This is a genomic window from Sphingobacterium psychroaquaticum, assembly GCF_900177625.1.
GTDB lineage: Bacteria > Bacteroidota > Bacteroidia > Sphingobacteriales > Sphingobacteriaceae > Sphingobacterium > Sphingobacterium psychroaquaticum.
Window position 1 is genome coordinate 236,764 of record NZ_FXAU01000002.1, and the last position, 22,305, is coordinate 259,068.

A 22,305-nucleotide genomic window follows, 5' to 3' on the forward strand; every position below is an offset into this window, starting at 1 on the left:
CAGCAATTAAAGAGTAGCTTGAAGGCCAAGTGTAACGGTTCTTACATTCGGGTAGCGAGATCCATTTCCCGTATTTAGCTCTGGATCCCATAACTTAAACTTACTCCAATACAACAGGTTAACCCCTTGAATATAGACACGTGCATTTCGAACACCGAGCTTCCCGAAAAGGTCTTTATTGAAGTTATAGCCTAGATCAACTGTTTTAAGTCTCAAGAAATCGATGTCCTTAACCCACCAGGTAGAAGCCACCGAATTATTTTTGTTAGCCGCATTTCCATATGCCAACCGCGGATAAAAAGGGTTCGGATCTGGGTTTTCTTCCGTCCATCTGCTTTCCGCAATAGCGTATAAATTACTACGCTCAGCACCCGTGCTATTATTAAACGGAATAATACCATCACCCGAAATAAGACGTTCGGCGCCTGAGGTTCCTTGAAAGAATGCGCCAACATAGAAACGTTTGTAGGTGACATTAAAGCCGAAACCGAAAATCGAATTAGGAAGATCTCCATTTCCGATGCGTGTAATATCATTCGCATCGATAATACCGTCTCCATTTAAATCTCTATACTTAATATCACCCACACGAGGACTACCGATTGCAGATTGATTTGGTCGTTGATCGATCTCTGCCTGCGATTGGAATAAACCTTCCGCAACATATCCGAAATAAGACAAGTAATTGACGCCTCTACGCTCCATATAGTCAAAAGGCTGTTTTGGTTGATCATTTTCAATCACCTTATCTTTATTGTATGTATAAGTGGCACGTAAATCCAGTGTGATGTTTCCGATTGGAAACGGTGCCAGCTCTATCGTCCCGTCAATTCCTTTGTTTTCAATGATGCCTAAATTCCCCCATGGTGAGTTATTTAACCCCACATAGCCCGGAAGGGACTCTCGCTGCAAGAAAACACCACTTCTTTTTTCTTTAAAAAAGTCTACGTTAACAGATAACTTCGATCTCAGGGTATTAAACTCAATACCCAAGTTTTGCTTATGGGATTCTGCCCACTGTACATTCGATCCATAATCAGATATTGCTGTTCCGCCGTACCCAATGTTACTCGTTCCGTTACCAAACGTATAGCCAGTACTTCCTGTGTTTACCAACGTTAGGTACCCAAACCGACGCCCTCCATTTCCGCCATCGCCAACAATACCATTGGAATATCGTAATTTAAAGTAATCCACCACAGGCAACAATGGCTTGAAGAACGGCTCATTAGAAAGCACCCACCCCACCCCAAATGAAGGGAAGAATCCATATTTAAGACCTGGCGCAAAGTTCTCTGAACCATTGTAACCAAAATTACCTTCTACAAAATAACGCTCACCATACGAATAGGTAAGTCGACCCGCTATACCACGACTTCGATAAGGCAACGAAGACGTTACGCTCGTTGCAAAGGCTTCCGTGCGTTCCCGCTGGTTATACAAAAGCATCGCCGAAAGTTGGTGATCAGAAGCAATCGTCGTACTATAATTTAGCGATGCCTCCGTGTAGAACTGCCGGCGTGCATTATTATCTTTCGAAAAACCTAAATCATCACTGCCCGAAGAAATCAGATTTAAAATAGGATTCCCTTGATCATCATATGGAAACAACCTATTGATCAAGTAGGTACTCCGTGTACGTGTCCTATTTATCGTATGCGAATTCCAGATATCAAAAGAATATAAAGCGGAGAAATTCAATCCTTTCACCCAGAATCCCAGATCTTGAGTCAAACGAGCATTTGACATCACTTGGTTCGAGAAAATATTCTGAAACCCTGTCTGGGTAACCTGTCCGTACGGATTGGGCTGTGCCCCCGCCGAACTAACCCCCGGAACAAAATTGCCAGGATACATCACCGGATAAAGCACAGGGTTAGTTTGCATCACACTGGCGAAAGCATCTTGTGGATTTACACCCGGATAGTTGATATTTCCGATATATCCCTGTATACCGAGATCAAACTTCGTGGTCTTCGTCCAATTCATGGATACATTAGAAGTAAAGTTATAGCGCTTAAACCGAGTAGAAGCATCATAACTCTGAAGAGCATCGGTACGCAACAAGCTTTCTTCATCGTAATATGCGCCAGAGACATAGTAAGTAGCGAAGTCTGAACCACCACGCGCACTAAAATTAGCCCGTTTATTACCGGATGTTTTCCGGAATAACTCCTCCATCCAATCTACATTCGGATATAGGTAAGGATCCGTACCCAGAATTGTATTGTTAATATAATTGTTGGAGTACTCCTTGTCCAGACCAGAAGCTAAACGCGCCTCATTCCGTAGCATCATATAGCTAATGCCATCGGTGAGCTCAGGACGTTTTGTGAAACTGGTAATCCCTTGGTTGTAGTTAAACATAAGAGCTGGCTTGCCTACATTTCCCTTTTTTGTTGTAATCAAGATAACGCCATTTGCTCCAGCCACACCATAAACAGCTGTTGCTGCGGCATCCTTCAGAATTGAAAAAGACGAAATATCCTCCGGGTCAAAACTATTGATATCCCTATCCTGCACCCCATCAACCACGATCAGAGGTCCCGCATTATTGCCTGAGCGGTTAAAAGTCGCAATTCCTCGAATCCATAGGTCCGCTCCATCGGATCCCGGCAAACCGGTCCGTTGTACACCGACTAATCCCGCAATACGACCTGCCAAAGCGGCACTTAAATTAGCTACCGGAGTTTTCAAATCTTCAACTTTAACGGTCGACTGGGCACCCACCACACTAATTTTTTTCTGTTGACCAAAACCGATAACAACCACTTCATTAATACTGTTGTTATCGGCTTTTAGCACAATATTTAGATTAATCGAATTCGCGATTACAGTTTGATATTCTTCATATCCCACGAATTTAAATAGCAACGTATCCCCTCTGTTGGCTTTGATATCAAAATTCCCTTGTTCATTGGTCGCTGTTGCTACCTGAGTTCTTTTATTCAGTACTGTGACCCCTGTTATCGGTTGGCTCATCTCATCTTTTACAACCCCGATGACACTGATTTGCGCATTCTCCTGAGCCTTGATATGGTTTATATTCGTAGCACTAACAAATAATATAAACCACGTTAATAGTTTAAAGTTCATAATTCAATTGGTTAAGTTATTGGACTTGAGGATCATTGATTAAACGGAGTTCCGCCATCTGGAACAAACCTGTTCCACCACTGATAGCTTTTACGTTGAAACGATAATACTTGTACTTCTCTTTATTCGAGGTATCGAAACGCACTTTCTGATTCCGAGCGGAAAAAACATACCCTTCCTTTTTATCAATCACCGTCCAGGCTTGCATATCATTAGAGCCTACGAGTTCCCAATCTTTAGGATCACGAGCAGGAGCATCGTCGGCAGAAGCAACGATATAACTAGTCACCGCAATGCCCCCCGGGAAAGCGAGTTGGATATAAAGATCATTTTGATAGGGGTTGATCAGAAACTTGGTGCTATAGTCATTATCAACAACTTTCAGCGACCCTTCTTTTGCCGTATTACCCCCCGAATTTTCCCGGTTTACGGATAATACACCATAAGAAGTGATATCCATCTCAGGGTCCTTTTCTGTAGGCAGAAGCGGATATTCTCTTTTTTCGCTCTTCTCACAACTCCCCAGCGTGAGTAGAAAAAGGGGGACGAGCCACCTTGATTTTTTGGTAAAGAATCTGTTCATAAAAATAGGTCTATTAAATTAACTAAAACGAATTAGTTACTAATTTAAATAGACCCCGAACAAAAAGTTGTTAACCAGATGTTAATGACAATTAAAACTAGTCCGTAGCGGCTGTCTTCAGAACAAAACCGACCTTAAAGACTGTGTTTAAAGTGAGGTAGGAAGAAAATTGCAATTGTTTGCGCATGCGCGCGATATAAACATCAAGGCTACGTCCTAAGAAATAATCATTCTCCCCCCACACATCCAGTAGGATTTCTTCCCGTTTAAGTACAGTATTCGGATGGGTTAAAAAGTACTTCCACAGATCATATTCCCGGGAGGTCAACGTTAACCGATGTCCACGGTCAAAACTAACTTCCATCAATGCCATATCCAAGCGCACATCAGCAACACTCAAACTGGTTGTGTCAGCAGCGGCGGCTCTATTTAATATATTATGGATACGCCAAGACAACTCTTCCACATCAAAAGGTTTCGTGATATAATCATCGCCTCCGAGCTGCAAACCCTTCAGTTTACTTTCCCGGGTATTCCTTGCTGTTAAAAACAAAAAACGTTGATCTGGAAAGCGATCCAAAAAGGACGAAACAAGATCAAATCCGTCGGCATCTGGCATTTGGATATCCACCACTAAAAGATCGAATTTCTGGTTATCAAAAAAATGAACAGCTGAACGTCCATCCATAGCATGGGCAACATTAAAACCAGAGGATTCTAAAAACATTTGCGTCTGCTTTCCTAAATCAAGATCATCCTCGATCAAAAGAATTGTACCTTTCATAACTTACAGCATTTAGTTAATTAACTGGAATAGCAATACTTATGACCGTTCCTTTTTGTACTGCCGATTCTATTTTTATCTTCCAATCATGAAGATCTAAGAGTTTTCGCACGTAAAATAACCCCAATCCCAACCCACCATTCTTCTTCCCCGCTTTACCCTGATAAAATTGATCGAAAATCTTAGACTCCTCTTCTTTAGGGATTCCATCTCCGTTATCCCGAAACCGAAGAACAAGTCTATCACCTTCGATCTGAGAGTCAACATGAATATTTTTCACCGGACTGCTGTTGTGTTTTATACCGTTCTGGATAATATTAGATACAGCGGTCGTAAAAAGGAAAGGGTCGTACCGAACAAAACTGTTCGTCTCTAAGCTACCTGTCTGAATACAAACATCCGCTTCGTGGGCATATTTTAGTTTAAGATCCTTCAACAGAATATACACATCTTCCTCGACAAGCCGCCATTCTTTCTTCGTTTGGCTCAAGTTAAACACACTGGTATGAATAGCCTGGTCAATCAGCTTATTTAATCGCTCAGATTGCCTTTCAATTACTTTAAAACCATCGGAAAACTTGTCATTCCCCGTTGTAGCGTTTAATTCACGTTGTAAATTTTTTACACAGACCTTAATGGTAGAAATGGGTGTTTTAAACTCATGCGTAATACTATTTACAAAATCGGTTGACATCTCTGTCAATTTCTTTTGTTTTGCCCAATGGTGTATAGTAAAATAAAACACGAAGATCATAACCAATATACAGATGCCCGAAAGAGCCAGTAAAGGAAGAATAGCCACAAATGTCGCCCAGGTCAGGCTTTCCCGATTGGCATAGAATGTAAATTCAACTCGATTTGAAAAAGCGGTCGGAGAAGATACCGTGAAAGCACTAACAAGATTAGACTCTTTGATAAGAGTAGACGATCCTGAAATTAGTACGTCATGTCCATAAGGATTGGCGCTAGAGGCCAGATCGTGATACACTTGCCCATCAAAAGTCGTCGATAAAGAATTCAAAACTAATGCATAACGAATCGGAATCGAATCGAGATTTATTTCTTTCTGAATAGCTTGTAAGACAGAGTCAATATTGCTTTTCCCCCTTAAGTCTTGCACGATACTTTCATATATGCTATCGGCAGTCATGACAAATGCATCTTCATTACGATGAAAAACCACAGCCAGTTCTCCTACTTTGTCTTTATTGAGATAATTATCAATGATGGCCTGGCCTCCAGGAAACAATTTATCGTTTATTATGGATCGATTGTACGCTTGTTTAATCTCCCCCATTTTTACACGAAAAAGCTCATTGCGCTTGGCTTCGTACACACCAGAGATAAGTTTATATTGAAGACCTAACAATATGAGAAAACATACGGAGACTACAATTTTTAATAATCTAGTGGGCGTTAATAATTTCATGGTTTAGCGTAGCAAAGTAGCTAGATCAAACTTAGATAAAATAGTTTTCTGGAACAAATTATTGTTTCAACGTCCACATTTACATGAAAGCACCAATCTTCTTAACCCTATATTCAAAATCTTCCCGAGAGACCCGCGATTTGTTTTTCATCTTGGTCCGGTAGTTATAAATTGTATTTACGGAGTAACCCAAGAAATTTGCAATCTTTGAACTATCACTAATTCCTAATCGGATAAGGGCAAAAATTCGAAGCTCCGTATTCAAGCCTTCGTCACGCTTTAGTGAAATCTGCTCCTCTTCAAGCAATAGTGCATTAAACTGTATCAAAAAATCGGGGAAAATAGTAATAAACATGGTATCAAAATTAACAAACAACTCCCGCAACTCTTCCTCTCTCAAAGAAGTGCTTCTCGTTATCTTGTACAATTCCTCATATTGCTTATCCTGGACCTTTTTATATACCATCTTTCGGTAGTTGTCCAACTTCACGATGTATTTAGAACATTCGTCTAAGAAATAGGCGATGTATTCTTCTTTAATATGGTTCGCCTCAGCGACTTCATTATTCCGTTTCGTAAGCTCCATATTCATATCGTGCAGCCGTGCATTAAAAGATTCTAACTCTTCATTAATCTCCTTCAATTTCTGACTAAATACCTGACCTTTTCGCATATGCTTATACACATACAAAACAGAAATCACCAACAATATGGATAAAACACACAGCACACCCAGCAAGATTTGCAACTCCCTGTTCTTCCGATCATTCCTCAGCTGATACGCCTTATCAATTATCGTTTGAATCTTTAGGATCTCAGCACTTCGTATTCGCGTATTATAATCCTTTGCATTTTCTAATGAAAAACGGATATACTGATATGCTCGGTTTACATCGCCTTCATGCATAAGCAGGTCTGCCAACAAGGAAATAGAGGCATTGTCTTTAATCGCTAGCTGTATATCCGATAAGGCAGACAATGCCAAATATTGTTTTTCCTTCGCTACATCCTGCATTTTTCGATAAATCAACGACCGATGAAAAGTCACCAAGGCATAAACAGGCGTATTCGGCTTCGCCAGCTTAAGGCGCTGATCATTAACAGCCAACGCACCCTGGTAGTCATTCGTTAACCGTAAAGCCTTCTCCTCCACCCTCAAATATTCTTCCGACCCGGGTTCGGCCAACCTTTTCAAGGCATCATTATGTACATTCGCCATTTCCCAGTAGCGATGCCTTTCTCTCGTATTCTGACTATACTGTCCCAAACCCAAGTAAAGCTCTCTCCCGGAAGCGTGGTACGCCAACAATTCCTGGCTATCCAATGCATCGACAGGAATAGATGCCAGAAGATCCGATGCTTCCTTATACATACCTAACCGAGCAAAAAGAAAAGAAGAAGCAATACGTACGTCATTCCCTTTCTTTTCATCCGATAAGGTGTTAGCAATATCCAAATTTAGATGGAGGTAATAAATTGCTGAATCAGAAATGTAATTTTTGTATTCGTTAAACAGGGTATCGTTGATTGCGTACTCTTCTAAAGCAGCACCCCGCAGCGCTTTTTTTCGCGCTTTTAGATTTTCTATTTTTCTCTCCTTCAAATCGATGTAAACATCCTTATGTTTTATTTCGTCATCGATCTTGGACAGCAAGACACGGAGATCGCTTTGCGCTACAGCGCCAACAAAATAGAACAACACAAGTGTTACTGTTAATAGGTTTTTTTTCATTGGTTAGTCACTAAAACATCATCTCCTCACCAGCACCACTTTTGCACAAAGATTATTGTTTACGGGGCCTATTGGACTTAAGTGACTAAATATAGTAATTTCACTAAAATAACTATATTTTACCAAGGGTTATTTTCCGATCACTCCATCACAGGAAAATCAACAACGTAAGTACGATTATCGCGCCAGGTGTCATACGTACTTTTTTGCGTCTCATTAATCACAAATTTAAAACCTCTATAACGTCCATTAGACAAACTGTTATTGCAGATATTTTTTAATACTACACCCCTCTTTTCCGGCACTTCAACCGAACTGTGAATCATAATTTCATGGATCAAAACATCATAAATACCAAATGCATAAGCTTCATGGTGATCCACCTCCTCAGCAACTTTATAAGCAGCATAGCCATTCTTTTTACCACCCTCACTGCGATAAGCCGATTGATTCGGTGCATCATATGGACTTTCGCACTGAAAAAAATAAGTACGACCATATTCCCCATTCCATAACGTTTGATAGCCTTGGAAATGTTCGTTAAACAAGGCATAAATAGTCACGTAATCCCCATTTACCACTAATCCATTTTTTGCGGTGTTTATGTACCAACCCACGCTGCCTTTCACGCCATGGTCCGCCCGCCAGATCCAAAAGTGGTCCCCAATAATATCATTACTATGCAACAAGACCGTTTCTTCCACATGAACTTCACCTTCCCTAAATCCACCTACACGAAAAAACAAATCCGCTAATAGGGTTGGATTTTCGGCATGCCGATCTGCCGTCTTCTCCGTTCCCACCTGTAGCAAACTTTGCGAACTATAATGGGCATCAAACATCAATGAAGCAACGGTTACACCATCCACATCAGCAACCGTAATCGCTGTCGTTCCATTTTCTTTACCGGGAATCAACGTCGCAAGCCCCAAGCCCAGAACAATGGTATTCGGACGAGTCACCTGTAAGCTCTCCGACAGCTCATACATACCCGGTGTAAATAATAGGTGCTTACCACGTGCTAACTGCCCATTGATCTCAACAGCATCAACCCCAGGCTTAACCACATAAAAATCATCTAAAACATCAATAACCTCCCCTTCCCCCATGTCTCCGGCGGCATACGACACACCGATATGATTACGTTTTAATGCAGGTCGGAAAACCTTGTAACGCTGGTCTTGATCAAAAAAGAGAAACGGTTTTTCCCGAATAATAGGTGTATGTGGTAACACCGTAACATTCCCTCCTTTGTCCCAATTATTCGTATAACTAGCCTGATCCACAGAAGGACCAAACTCAACCCCTTGAAAACAATAATTGTACTTGATTTCTTCGAAATTCCCACGCCCCTTGCCGAGGTATGAATTTCGAGTATACCATTGTTGCTGATTCTTTGAGCCAGCAGCACTCTCGAAGTAACAATCCGCGGTATATCCACCACTTACCCAACCATTTCCCCATTGATTTCGAACAACACGCGTGGAGTAAATACGTCGTAAAGGAGCCGCTTGCGATACCGCCCATTTAAATGTCTCCTCTTCTACATACGTTTCTGGACCAATGACAGACAAATTTTCCGCTGATCGCCAAAAGGTACAAGTACCATTCCCATCAGCTAAATGTGGAGGGGTATGTATATTGGATAGTTGCACATCATACGGCGTATGCCCTAGTCCAGCGATCTGGACATAAAAGGGAACCTTCAATAATCCTGATGCCCGATAGTCACCCTTTTTAAAGAAAATACCATAACGATTCGGGCTAAATTCCTTGCCAAACATACGTTCATGCAACGCATTTACCTCTTCTCCTATTTTTGAAGGATCATCAGACGCACTGTAGATAAATGTATTTGCCCCAAAAAGCTCGATCTCCAACCCTAAAAGTACAACCAAACGATCATCCACACATATCTGATAATAATAGTTATATGGATTTTCCACGACCTTATTATCCGTGAAAATGGACTTTGTTGTCTTCCCAATCGTTTTGTAATGTCCAAACCTGCTCGAGGCTCGTTTAATCGTATAAGTTTTCGACTTGTTTACACCGTCAAGAGATCGACTAAAGTCTAATACAATCTTCCCATCTTTCAATGAAACGTCCCGCTGTTGTGCATACCCTAATAGCAGGGAAACAATAAAAAAAAGCGATAAAACAATCTTTTGTAGCATATATACAGATACTATTTGAAATTTATTCCTTTAAAAACTTTCACCATACAGGAGTCTCCACCTATCCGTCTCATTATGTTTCGCGTATTTCTGCGCAATTTCTTGATACCGATGCCGAGTAGGGGCTAGTTCGAAAATTCGGAACATCGTATGACACACATCTTGCTGCTTCGCTTCCCATCCGCTAATCTGTTGATAGGGCCAGCTACTCGCATTTTTCCCAATAAAGGATGCTAAATAATCCATTGCCCCATAAATAGACCTCCCATCCACGGATTTTTCATCCAACAGATTCACGCCTAACTTTTGCGCCGTAGCACAAACATCCACCATATGGCTCAAATTATACCAGGAGTAATGGTAAGCTAAGGTGCGCCACAACTCATTGGGCTGCTTCCCATCCGGCTCTATCTGTGCAAAGATCCGCTTCGTCGGAAAGTCACGGATAATACGTCGTGCCCCATCCTCATCGCCTGAAAAAAGCAAGTACGTTATCAATTGTGCATCGTACGCTGTTGCGTGGTTATTCTTGGCATTATTTTCTTTCTTCCCCTGCTCACTCACTTGCAACCAATGCACAAAGTCGCTAAACCATTTTTTCAGTTCCACTTCATCGGCCTCGCTATAGTGTGCCGAAGTACGTAAAAGAGGAATACTGTTCAACATCCCAACAAAAGAATAGCTATCAATAAGCCCCTCTGGCCTTCCTTTTGAATCATCCCTCCCCGGAATAAACTGTGAATATTCCAGATTAGGATTCATTTTTGTATCGCTATTCAAAAACCATATCTTCAATAAATCGAATGCTTTCTCCGCATATTTTTCGGACCCGCTATAAAAGAAAGCCAGCGACAACGTACTTACGGCATTACACATATTGCCTAGTGTGTTTCGATCATAATGGTTCAGCTCGGGGTTTGATTCCCCATCTTTGAATACATACGGTAACCCATTTGACGTGCTGGGGTTTCGCCACCAGTAACGACTTAAGCTGACGTAGTCATGCTTATCCCCACTAGGTGCTATACCCTTCTTGTATACAACGGAATACGAACCTTTCCGCACCTCCTCCTCGGCTTGCACAATTAATGCCCGGTACGCAGGAGCATAAAACGGCGATTTTTTCTTTTGTTTAATACTTTCCATGTTCTCTTTCTGCCAAAGCCACTGTGCTTCCACACCGGTTGAGACACATAGAAAAACCAAAATAAACACACAATATTTAGTACGCATCCGCTTTCTATCTTAATTAACCTTTCCATAAATAAGAAACAACAGATTTTGCCGGTACGGTATAAGAAAAGCGCGTTGCTTTATCAACCACCGAAATAGTCCGAGCCTCCTTGCTTTTATTCAGCAAAACGAGCGCAATCGAACCGTCCTTATTTTCAAAACCCGTATACACCAACTCCTCGTCCCCCATACCAGTACTACCGATCCGTACAGCTCCAGGTTTAACAACCACCGAAAGATGACTAATAACATAGTAGTGCGAGTTTTTGGTAATTGTTTTATAATCTTTTCGATCGATATCAACCGCCCCGTAACAGGTTTTACAACCTCCTTCTCGCCATGGCCCACGATCAGAATCCAGCATTAAATTCCAAACCATCACGCCCGCACACCAATTATTGACCGTTCCTAGACCAACCTCTTCCATATCCTCGATCAAGCGTTTATCAAAATCTCGACCATGGTTCCATGTTCCGATCGATGTCTCCGTAAAAAGAAGCTGCTTATCAGGTCGACGATCATGAACCCGCAAAAGCTCCTGTCTATTGCCGCCATAATTATGATAAGCTGCACCTGTTATATACTGAGCCGCTGCATCATCTTCATAAATATGCAAAGGGTAACCTTGCTGGTCCGCCATATTATCGTAGTTATAGTTATGATCGAAGGCAAATATTTTCGTACGAAGTCCTGTCTTTTTTAACTGAGGCCCTAATGCTGATTTTATAAAATCCCGTTGCTCCAACCACCCCATAAATAGCGATGCCGAATTACGTCTATTTAAGGGTTCATTCTGTGGGGTAATAGCAAAAATATCAATCCCTTCTTGTTGAAAAGCTTCAATCCATCGCACAAAATAGATCGCATAATCCTGATAATATTTGGGATTAAGGTGGCCACTCGTCCAAGAATGGAAAGGGTTTAGGTCAGTAAGGTTATCGACTTTCATCCATTGAGGACTTGTCCATGGTGAGCCTAAGATTTTTATCGTAGGGTTGATGGCAAGAATTTCCTTTAGCACAGGTATCACGTATTGGAGCTCTTCCTCTTGCAACGCAAAATTCTCGATCCCTTCTGCATCGCAACACGTATATTCACTGAGCGAGAAATCAGAACACCCGATAGCGATACGAATATAACTATGCCCATATCCTGCAACAGGATCAAAAGTCTCCCTCAAAAACTGGGTGCGCGACTTCTTATCCATCTTTAACAAATTATAACATGTCGATCCAGTCACTGCAGCACCAAAGCCATCCATTTCCTGAAATCGTGTATTCCGATCAAGATGGATTGTCGTCCTACTGCTTAAGGAGTTTGCTTTAAAGGTTACTCGTTTTAGTTCATGCGATCTCGTATTTGTTGTTACATAAGCTTCCACCTCTCCTTTACCTAATCCATCAACCGCAAAAACCGGATGATAAATAGACAATAAAAAGGTGAATAGAATCGAAAGACCGATTAGATACGGGCGTACAATAAGGTGACAACACAATAGATTGTAGAAATTTAGAATTCTCATAAAAGGTTTAGATTATACTATTCTCGGGCAAGTATTTTTTTTGCAGCCCACTTGATTACAAATTTATTCTTTCAAACAGTTCAAAAAATCCAAAGGATTAAAAAATGAGATTTCCACTTACCGAACAAAACCATAAACTACTAAAAAACAACATGTTAAAAATAAAAGATCGCAGTGAAAAAGTAGTTAATTTATAACCAATTCCATAAAAAGAGGGTATTTATCCATCCTCATGACGCCCTGGTAAATTTCGATTTTTTACTTAAAAAGAACCCTTACATCCACTTTTTCAACGAGCACACAAAAACATAAATTACTCATAACAAGACGATTAAGCAAAAACAACAGTCCCACACATCTCACTTTTGAATGCCCCCCCTATTATTTAGAGCCCTTTACTAATAGATTTGTCCTGTTACAATTGTATTCCGCGACCATGGCCATGCAGAAACAAACGAACCAGTAAAACCAAACTTATAAATCAAAATCTAATCATGATGTAACAATTACACACGAAGTCTCGGGTAGTTGTATCGTATTTAACGACACATAACGCCCCAACAAGGATGCATTTGGAAGTGCTTCCCTCTAAAATCACAAAACAAAAAAACCTGCTAACCAACTTATCGCTATCATGAGAATTAAAAAAATCACGTCCGTTAGCTCCTCGGATTATGAGGTGTCGAAAAGAAGATCAAACTATCTGGAACAAGCAGTAAACTGAAATTATGAAAACAAAAAAAACAGCAAAAAAAATGTTTACACGAAATTCGCTCGTTTGGAAACTACTATTTCTATTCTTGCTTTCGGGAATATCATTTGGTTTATCTGCCCAGGAAGTAAAAGTATCGGGGTTGGTTACCGATGCCAAAGGGAACCCTGTAACAGGCGTAACCGTATCCATCAAGAATCAGACAAATCACCAAACCAACACCAGCTCCTCGGGGCAATACAGCATACAGGCATCCCCTGGGGATATCCTGACATTCACCTATATTGGTTACCAAACAGAAGAACGCCCCCTAAAAGCAAATGAAAATATCGTCAATATCCGATTGACAGAGAGCGCTGCAGATCTTGACGAGGTCGTCGTAGTGGGGTATGGTCAGCAAAAAAAGACAAGTGTCGTTTCTTCCATCAGTACAATTTCTGCTAAAGAACTCGCGGTAACAGGCCGCGGATTATCCAATTCATTAGCCGGCAAATTACCGGGTATTATCGCCATACAACCATCCGGTGAGCCCGGATACGACGACTCCAACTTCTGGATACGAGGTATGAGCTCCTTTGCTGGTGGAACAAGCCCACTCATTATCATCGATGGAATACCACGAAGCAAAGCCGATATGAGCAATATTCCAGTTGAAGATATCGAAAGTTTCTCGGTACTTAAGGATGCCGCGGCAACAGCTGTATTCGGTGCCGAAGGGGCTAACGGCGTAGTGATTGTCACAACAAAACGAGGAATGCCGCAAAAGACGATGATATCGACCGATCTACAGCATGCGATTCGTACCCCATTACGCTTGCCAAAATCACTGGACTCTTACCAGACATTAAAACTATACAATGAAGCTACATGGAATGAAAAGGGAAACCCGACGTCCGGCTGGTTACCAACCTATGATGATAATACCTTAGAAAAATATCGCACGAACATTGATCCCGATCTTTATCCGAACACCGATTGGTTAGATCTTTTAAAACCCAATACAAATGTTTCGCGATACACCGTTAATTTCCGCGGTGGAGGTGATCGCGTACGCTTCTTTACATCGGGCGCTTATTATACCGAAGATGGTTTATACAAAAGTAATACCGTCGAAAACTACAACGCCAATCTAAAATACGAACGGTTTAACCTCCGCTCAAATATTGATATGGACTTGACCAATACCACAAAGATGTCGGTAGATCTTGCTGGTTATTTTGTAAAACAAAATGCGCCAATCGCCACCGCCGACCAGTTGTGGAGCATTATTACCCTCTCTCCCCGCTATCTTTTTCCGATGATGTATTCCGATGGTACGTTTTCCGAACACCCAATGTATTCGGCAGGAAATGTCGGAACCGGTGAACGAGCAAACCCATACAATATGCTAAACAATATGGGATACAGCCGCAATCAAGAAGTAACGTTACAATCCAAGGTTAACCTCGTGCAACAGCTCGATGTGCTGACCAAAGGATTATCATGGCGAGGTGCGGTGGGCTTTGACAACCTTTCACAGGGGCGAACAAACAGAACGAAAGAAGCACGCTCTTACTACGCGAACTCCCGCGATGACAATGGCAACCTAATCTTTGGTCAGATTCGAGGGGGAGCGGCTTTATCGAACCCCGCATCTGCAGGAAGTTCGGGAGAACGAAACATATACCTGGAAACCGCGCTCGATTATAAACGAACAATCAACCTCCATGATGTAACAGGTTTACTATTATACAATCAAAAAGAACGTCAATATCAAAATAGAACGGACGGCCTCGATATGCTTCCTTTTCGTAAACAAAGTCTCGTAGCTCGCGGAACATATGGTTTCGACAACCGCTATCTCTTGGAAGCCAGTATGGGGATGACAGGTAGCGAAAACTTTGCAGAAGGAAACCGTTGGGGAATTTTTCCTTCCGTAGGTGCAGCCTGGTGGGTAAGCAACGAAAAATTCTGGGAGCCCATCGAAAAGACCGTTAGTAAGCTAAAGTTTCGTGTCTCTTACGGTCGCGTTGGAAACGATATCGTTTCGGCTGACCTAACACGTTTTCCATATCGGGAGAAACTTAATGAAGGAAGTTCGGGCTATAATTACAGTTGGACCGGGGGAGCAGGTGTAGGCAACAGTGGCCAAGGATCAGGTAGTCCCGGAGCGGGGATAATAGAAAATGACTATTACACACCGACCTTGAAGTGGGAAGAAGAGGACAAATTTAATACCGGGATCGACATTGGTCTCTTTGGTAACCGAATCGACGCAACGATCGACTTTTTTTACAATCAACGGAAAGATATATTAATACGCCGTAACACCGTACCTACGGCCGCTGGTTTACGCGTTAATCCCGTACAGAATTTTGGCCGCACGAACAACCGAGGCTTCGATTTTAACGTGACAGGAACACAAAAAATCAATCAGGTAAATTTGGGTGTACGCGTTAATTACACCTACTCTAAAAACAAAATTATGGAGTACGATGAAATTACACCATCGTTCCCGTACCAATCTTACACCGGCCAGCGTATAGGACAACCGTTTATGTATATATCTCAGGGCTTATATACGCCAGATGATTTTATCATCACACGCAATGGTAATGGGGGCGAAACCTACCAGTTAAAACCAGATCTTCCAGATCCACGCTTTGCTGTCGCTCCCGGTGATATAAAATACCTGGATCTCAATGGAGACGGCATCATAGACAACTACGATCAAACGTATAATAACGGGTACTTTTCCGCAAGTGCACCGGGAATCGTTTATGGATTCGGATTAACAGCAGACTGGAAAGGATTTACAGCCGGCATCTTTTTCCAGGGAGCGGGTCAGTTTTCGACCAATCTCTTAGGAAAAACAGAGAATTTCTTCCCCTTCCAACGTTCCATTACCGATGCTGCACTTCGCGAAGAAGCAACAAATCGCTGGACACACCTAGACCCATACAATCAGGATGTTCTTTTCCCAAGACTTAGCACCGCAAACAATGGCAACAATACACGCACCAGTACCTGGTGGTATCGCGATGCCTCCTATATACGTTTGAAAAATATAGAATTGGGATATACCGTAAAGTCTGACTGGGTGAAAAAGATGCATATAAATGCAGTGCGCCTATATCTGCAAGGAGAAAACTTACACACCTGGGACAAAGTAAAGTTCTGGGATCCTGAAGTAACAGCACGCTCTGGGTCACGCTACCCGATCAGTTCGACATGGACTTTTGGTTTGAACGCAACATTTTAACACGATTTAAACGATGAAAATTTTCAATAAAATTCTTTTATGTACAGTGGTCGCCACAACGGCCTTGTCCGTATCCTGTAAAAAATACTTAGACGTATCCTCTGAATTAGCGGATAACCTAACGATAGAGGGGGTCTTTGAGAACGCAGATTATACAAAACGTTGGCATGCAAACACGTTTAACTGTATCATCGAGTATTCCAAAAATGCCTCAAGCGCAGATGCTATGAGTAACCCATGGTCAGCTATATCAGGTGAGTTGGTCAGTAACTTTGCACGAAACATTATGGTTTCCGGTTACACCGCGGGAAGCGCGGGGCACCACCGCTGGGCAACCCAATACCAGTATATCCGACAAGCGACCATCTTCTTACAACGGGCCAAAGCTATTTCGGGCACCGGAAACACAGCACTCCCGCAAGATGAAGTAGATCGCATGAAAGATGAATCACGTTTTCTTCTTGCCTATGCCTATTTCACGTTATTGGAGTTATACGGCCCGGTCCCTTTAATAACCGAGCTTGCCGATGCGGAAAACCAAAATATTGATTATGCAAGAGCACCTATGGATGATGTAATCAATTATATCGACGGTCTTTTGGCCGCCGTTATTACATCCAAAAATTTACCGGCAACCATCAAAAGCGAAAGCACCGTTACCCCATACAACACCGGGGAAATGGTACGCCCTACACTCTTAACCGCTTATGCCTTGCGCGCCAAATTATGGACTTATGCCGCCTCAAAGCTTTTTAACGGAGGTTTCACGGAAAGTTTATCCATTGCCAATAAAGATGGAGCACGCCTCTTTCCAGACTACAATCCTGAGAAATGGCAAACAGCAAAACAACGTCTGGAAGAATTTCTAGCGTATGCACATGGTTTAGGCCATAAATTACATGTGGAGTACAACACAGGAGGAACAGTGATCAACCCACATGAGTCCGTCTATCAGGTATTCCAAAAATACAATGACGAAATTATTTGGGCGACGGCATATAACAACTACAGTGATCCAAATGCGCAAGAACGACGTTCAAATCCAGTAGATCTATACGCCAGTCCGACCAATTTTGCAAATATTGGAGTCTCCCAAGAAACGGTAGATGCCTTTTTTATGAGCAATGGAAAAACAATCTACGATTCAGGTTCAGGGTATAAAGAAAACAACTTTATTACCGTAAAAAACCCAACGCACGTAAACAACAATGGAGATCAAAATGTGTACAATATGTATGCAGATAGAGAACCCCGTTTTTATGCTGCGGTAGGATACAACGGTAAAAGCTGGCACCTTCATGCCAATGAACATAATAATCCAAGTGGCGTGTACTACCAATGGTATGGTCGAGGAAAACCATCGGGAATTGCAGGAGGCGAAAACTGGCCTAGAGCCGGATATCTGTTGTACAAATTCAAGCATCGCAGAATTGCACAAGGAAGGACATCTATAGCAGTTGCTGGCGCATCAGGATCACCATTTACCGTGTACACCTCATGGTCTAGGCCATCCATCCTATTCCGACTGGCAGATTTCTACTTGTACTATGCAGAAGTGTTAAACGAGATTAATCCAAATGATCCCAAAATTATTGAATACATAGACAAAATTCGTATCCGAGCAGGTATACCAGGCTACGCGCAAATGAACGCGAACCAAACAAAGACCGGTGTGATAGGCAATAAAGAGGCACAATTCAAAGCTATTGTACAAGAACGTCACGTGGAATTACTCGGAGAAGGCCAACGTTGGTTTGATTTACGCCGCTGGATGATCTGTGATCCCGTAGAGACAAATCAACCCGATAAAGGCGGAGTCGATGGTGATATGACACGAATGTCAGGGATGAATATGAATGGTTTTGATAATGTCGCAATAAAATATGGTAATACCACAACAACGGTAAAGCCTTTGGGAGATCCAGACTCTTTCTTCCAACGAACAAAAATAGAAAACCGTCGATGGGTCAAAGAATACTACTGGTATCCGGTGCCACAAAATGAAATTAATAAAAGCAAAGGCCGCCTGTTGGTGCAAAATCCATTATGGCCTGTTGTTATTTAATCGCAATCAATTTTAATGCTTTCCAATAAAAAAGCGCCCTACTAATCAGGGCGCTTTTATTATTTAAAAAACTAGCGTCGGTGCGTACTATTTTGCAAACTTGCGAAACTTACCAAACACCCCTAAAGGTAATTTTGGTCCTGCTGTCGCTTGCAAATACAATTCACCAATTTCTAAATTCTCTACCGCCGGAAAAGCAGTTTTAATCAAATTCTCTACAATTACAGAAGAAAAACCTAACGAATAGGTATTTAAAATCAAGAAGTGCTCCTTCGGATCCAACAACTGCACAACATCCGTCATCATTTCCATGATATGATCTTCGAGTTTCCATTTCTCCCCTTTAGGACCATGCCCATAGGCTGGTGGGTCCAAGATAATACCATTATACGTATTCCCACGTTTCAGCTCGCGTTTCACAAACTTCAACGCATCTTCAACAACCCAACGGATATTATCTAAATCCGAAATCTCCTGATTCTCATTGGCCCAGGTTACAACCTGCTTGATCGAGTCAACATGCGTTGTATCTGCCCCAGCGGCCTTCGCCATTAATGAAGCTCCACCCGTATACGCAAAAAGGTTAAGTACTTTAGGTTTCTCCGTCTGGAAACTCTTTACAGATTCCGAGATATAGTCCCAATTGACAGCCTGCTCCGGAAAAATACCAACATGTTTAAACGAAGTCAATCCTAAGCGAAATTTAATCGCAGCGTCTTTATTTTTATACGTAATGTGCCAACGATCCGGTGTATGTGGATTCTTCTTCATCCACTCCCCAGAAGTTGCCGACCGTCCCCTAAATTTAATGTGGTAACGTTTATTCCATTCGGCATCGCCTAAAGTTTTCGGCCAAACGGCCTGTGGCTCCGGACGAATCAAAATTAGATCACCAAAACGTTCTAATTTTTCGAAATTACCACAGTCGATTAATTCATAATCTTTCCAATGTTGTGGTGTAAGAAGTTGTATTTGTGTTGTTGTCGACAAAGTATTAAAATTTGGGGCAAAGATACATCATTTATTTTATTGTTGATCGTGCGGCTTTCATCAACGGACTGGCAAACACAAAATCGTTTAATTCCTGAACGTCTGATTGAAGCATATCTTTGTTCGAACCTTCCCAAAACTTCATTCCTTTGTACAAAAAGAGAATGTAATCTCCAATACCCATTACCGAATTCATATCGTGCGTAACCACAATAGTTGTACACTGATACTCCTCGGTAAGTTCCTGAATCAGCTCATCAATAAGGATGGCTGTTGCCGGATCAAGTCCAGAGTTAGGTTCATCACAAAAAAGGTACTTCGGACTCATACTAATCGCCCGAGCAATTCCCACCCGCTTCTTCATTCCGCCAGACAGCTCTGAAGGATAAAGCTTATTTGTGTCCTTTAAGTTTACCCGATCCAAGCAAAAATTTGCACGCTCCAACTTCTCTTTACGACTCATGTCCGTAAACATATCTAAAGCAAAAACAATATTCTGTTCCACCGTCATAGAATCAAAAAGAGCCGAATTTTGAAACAACATACCAATCTCTCGACGAATAGATACGCGTTCATCGGCATTCATGACCGTAAACTCCTGTGCATCGAAGAAAACATGGCCTTCCTCCGGTTCATGCAAACCAACAATACACTTTAATAAGGTACTCTTTCCCGATCCTGACCCTCCAATAATCAAACTCACTTTCCCCGGCTCAAAAGTAGCATCAATCCCGTTAAGGACATGATTATCACCAAAGGACTTATGAATATTTTGTATTTCAATCATCTTTACAACATCAATGCAGTAATTATATAATCACAAGCAAGAATAGCAATACAACCGATTACCACCGCTTGCGTCCCTGCCTGCCCAACTTCGAGCGCTCCCCCACGCACATAAAACCCTTTGTACGCCGGTACCGAAGTAATAATGAAACCGAATATAAACGCTTTCACTAGTGCAACGACAATGGTAAAACCATTAAAGCCACCCTGAATACCCTGAATATAGTCATTCGGTGCAACGGCACCCGACATAGCCCCACCGATCAAACCTCCACAAATAGCACAAAATATAGCGATAATAACGAGTACGGGCATCATGATAATGCCGGCAACTATTTTAGGTAAAATCAAGTAACCCGGCGCGTTAACACCCATAATTTCTAAAGCATCAATCTGCTCTGTCACACGCATAGAACCGATCTGCGAAGAGATGGAAGAACCGACCTTTCCCATAAGAACCAATGCCGAAATCGTAGGGCCTAATTCTAAAATATTAGAATCTCGATTTATCTGCCCAATTACAGTCGACGGAATCAAATCGGAAACCAACTGAAACGCGATTTGCAAGGTCATGACGGCACCGATAAAAGTAGAAATAATCAAAATCAACCCCAATGAACCGATACCTATTTCATTCATTTCATGAAAAATCTCTTTCAAATAAATTTTCCATTTCTCTGGTCTTCTAAAAACGCTCCGTAGCAGGAGTACATACTTACCGAAGTGGTGGAATATCATAGAATGCTATTCATTTATTGTTAATACTATCGCAATATACGCATTAGGGGAAGAAAACTTACCGATACAAAGGTTTATTTCACCGACTATAATAACAAAGTAGCCTAAAAGAGGTTTGATAAAACGACCGTAAATTTTACTTTCGCATCATACAAAGTGACGCGCTGCAAACCGAAAACAAGGTGAATTAAAGCAAAGTGAAGGTGCTTTTGGAACGCTTATCCGTGCGCCATTAAAAATTGCACATGAAAGCAAAATTATATAAGTTTACATAGAATTAGAACGTATGGAAAATAAAATAACTTCGGGAATCTGGTTTGTCTTTATAGGATTGATTCTGCTGCTGCATAATTTAAACGTTATTGACTTCAATTTCTGGGCTACCCTAAAATTTTGGCCGCTCCTGATTGTGATCATCGGAATAAATCTGATGGTACAGAATAAGACATATGGCACCTATATTAAGATTGGCGCGAACGTTCTCTTTTTGGGATGGATATTATTCGTCGGTCTTACCTCCCGCAGTTCCGATTGGCGGGAAGCATTATTTACAAACAGGAACGTAAACATAAGCGACCTGGATGGTGATGAGCACTTCGCTAGTGAGGTCAGTTTACCATTAGACAGCCTCACCACAGAAGCAAAACTGGAATTCAATGGTGGAGCAGGCACATTCAACTTAAAAGCTGAAGCCTCAAATAACCTCATTCACGGAATCAACAAAGACAACTCTTCGGGACTATACGTAAAAGGAACGGTGTCAGATAGCATGCCAAAGGTAGAACTCAACGTGAAACCTATGGAAAAAAAACAAAAGAAAGCTGGTCCAACAGACATCACACTTAATTCCAATGTACTATGGAACATGGAGTTAAATTATGGCGCAGCAACCATTGCCGGAGACCTTTCGACCCTACGGGTTAAAACACTGGAAATTAATACCGGAGCAAGTACCATGAGCCTGAAGCTAGGCATGCCCCAATCGGGAGTATCATCAATTGAAATCGCAACAGGAGCATCCACAATTGATTTCAATATTCCAAAGGATGCAGCGGTACGCGTGAAATATTCAGCCTTCTTATCCAGCAACAGTTTCGAAGGATTAGAAACCAAAGGAAAGGGAGTCGCGCAGACACAAAACTTTGATGCCGCTACAAACAAATATGAAATCCAGATTGATGGAGCAGCAAATACCTTTTCGATTCACCGTTACTAAG

The 22,305-nt window shown here is 41.7% G+C and carries 14 protein-coding genes; 3 read left to right on the forward strand and 11 right to left on the reverse strand.

Going from position 1 to position 22,305, the window contains the following annotated elements:
* Positions 1 to 6 precede the first annotated feature (6 nt).
* From B9Y69_RS06415 to B9Y69_RS06450, 8 genes are all read right to left on the reverse strand, one after another.
* Positions 7 to 3,096 carry a SusC/RagA family TonB-linked outer membrane protein gene (locus B9Y69_RS06415; protein ID WP_085472197.1) on the reverse strand — a complete coding sequence of 1,030 codons (3,090 nt, stop codon included), beginning with the start codon at positions 3,094 to 3,096 and terminating at the stop codon, positions 7 to 9.
* Between the two features lie 16 nt (positions 3,097 to 3,112).
* Positions 3,113 to 3,679 (reverse strand): ATP/GTP-binding protein, encoded by a 567-nt coding sequence (locus B9Y69_RS06420; RefSeq protein WP_234991120.1) that lies wholly within the window; start codon positions 3,677 to 3,679, stop codon positions 3,113 to 3,115.
* 97 nt (positions 3,680 to 3,776) lie between these two features.
* Positions 3,777 to 4,463 carry a response regulator transcription factor gene (locus tag B9Y69_RS06425; protein WP_085472198.1) on the reverse strand — a complete coding sequence of 229 codons (687 nt, stop codon included), beginning with the start codon at positions 4,461 to 4,463 and terminating at the stop codon, positions 3,777 to 3,779.
* Positions 4,464 to 4,479: 16 nt separating this feature from the next.
* Positions 4,480 to 5,892, reverse strand: a complete 1,413-nt coding sequence (locus B9Y69_RS06430) for a sensor histidine kinase (protein WP_085472199.1) — start codon at positions 5,890 to 5,892, stop codon at positions 4,480 to 4,482.
* Positions 5,893 to 5,971: 79 nt separating this feature from the next.
* On the reverse strand, positions 5,972 to 7,624 hold the full coding sequence (locus B9Y69_RS06435; RefSeq protein WP_085472200.1) for a DUF6377 domain-containing protein: 1,653 nt from the start codon (positions 7,622 to 7,624) through the stop codon (positions 5,972 to 5,974).
* 140 nt (positions 7,625 to 7,764) lie between these two features.
* The gene (locus B9Y69_RS06440; protein WP_085472201.1) at positions 7,765 to 9,801 is read right to left on the reverse strand and encodes a glycoside hydrolase family 16; all 2,037 of its coding nucleotides are present in this window, start codon (positions 9,799 to 9,801) and stop codon (positions 7,765 to 7,767) included.
* Between the two features lie 30 nt (positions 9,802 to 9,831).
* Positions 9,832 to 11,034 (reverse strand): alginate lyase family protein, encoded by a 1,203-nt coding sequence (locus B9Y69_RS06445; RefSeq protein WP_085472202.1) that lies wholly within the window; start codon positions 11,032 to 11,034, stop codon positions 9,832 to 9,834.
* Between the two features lie 16 nt (positions 11,035 to 11,050).
* A complete protein-coding gene (locus B9Y69_RS06450) occupies positions 11,051 to 12,556 on the reverse strand; it encodes a glycoside hydrolase family 30 protein (RefSeq protein ID WP_085472203.1) in 1,506 nt (501 codons plus the stop codon).
* Positions 12,557 to 13,284: 728 nt separating this feature from the next.
* Here B9Y69_RS06450 and B9Y69_RS06455 point away from each other — a divergent pair.
* Together B9Y69_RS06455 and B9Y69_RS06460 are read left to right on the forward strand one after the other, a co-directional pair.
* Entirely contained in the window at positions 13,285 to 16,509 is a 3,225-nt protein-coding gene (locus B9Y69_RS06455; RefSeq protein ID WP_085472204.1) for a SusC/RagA family TonB-linked outer membrane protein, read from the forward strand.
* A 13-nt stretch (positions 16,510 to 16,522) separates the two neighbouring features.
* Complete coding sequence (locus B9Y69_RS06460) at positions 16,523 to 18,574, forward strand: RagB/SusD family nutrient uptake outer membrane protein (protein WP_085472205.1); 2,052 nt, start codon at positions 16,523 to 16,525, stop codon at positions 18,572 to 18,574.
* Between the two features lie 87 nt (positions 18,575 to 18,661).
* Here B9Y69_RS06460 and B9Y69_RS06465 read toward each other — a convergent pair whose 3' ends face one another.
* Genes B9Y69_RS06465 through B9Y69_RS06475 form a run of 3 tightly spaced genes read right to left on the reverse strand, consistent with a single transcriptional unit; the run spans position 18,662 to position 21,088 of the window.
* A complete protein-coding gene (locus B9Y69_RS06465; protein ID WP_085472206.1) occupies positions 18,662 to 19,564 on the reverse strand; it encodes a class I SAM-dependent methyltransferase in 903 nt (300 codons plus the stop codon).
* A gap of 31 nt (positions 19,565 to 19,595) precedes the next feature.
* Positions 19,596 to 20,351 (reverse strand): ABC transporter ATP-binding protein, encoded by a 756-nt coding sequence (locus tag B9Y69_RS06470; protein ID WP_085472207.1) that lies wholly within the window; start codon positions 20,349 to 20,351, stop codon positions 19,596 to 19,598.
* A 2-nt stretch (positions 20,352 to 20,353) separates the two neighbouring features.
* Positions 20,354 to 21,088: an MlaE family ABC transporter permease gene (locus B9Y69_RS06475; protein ID WP_085472208.1), complete on the reverse strand. Its 735-nt coding sequence runs from the start codon at positions 21,086 to 21,088 to the stop codon at positions 20,354 to 20,356.
* A 286-nt stretch (positions 21,089 to 21,374) separates the two neighbouring features.
* Between B9Y69_RS06475 and B9Y69_RS06480 the strand changes: the two genes are divergently transcribed.
* Positions 21,375 to 22,304: a LiaI-LiaF-like domain-containing protein gene (locus B9Y69_RS06480; RefSeq protein WP_085472209.1), complete on the forward strand. Its 930-nt coding sequence runs from the start codon at positions 21,375 to 21,377 to the stop codon at positions 22,302 to 22,304.
* Position 22,305: the final 1 nt, after the last annotated feature.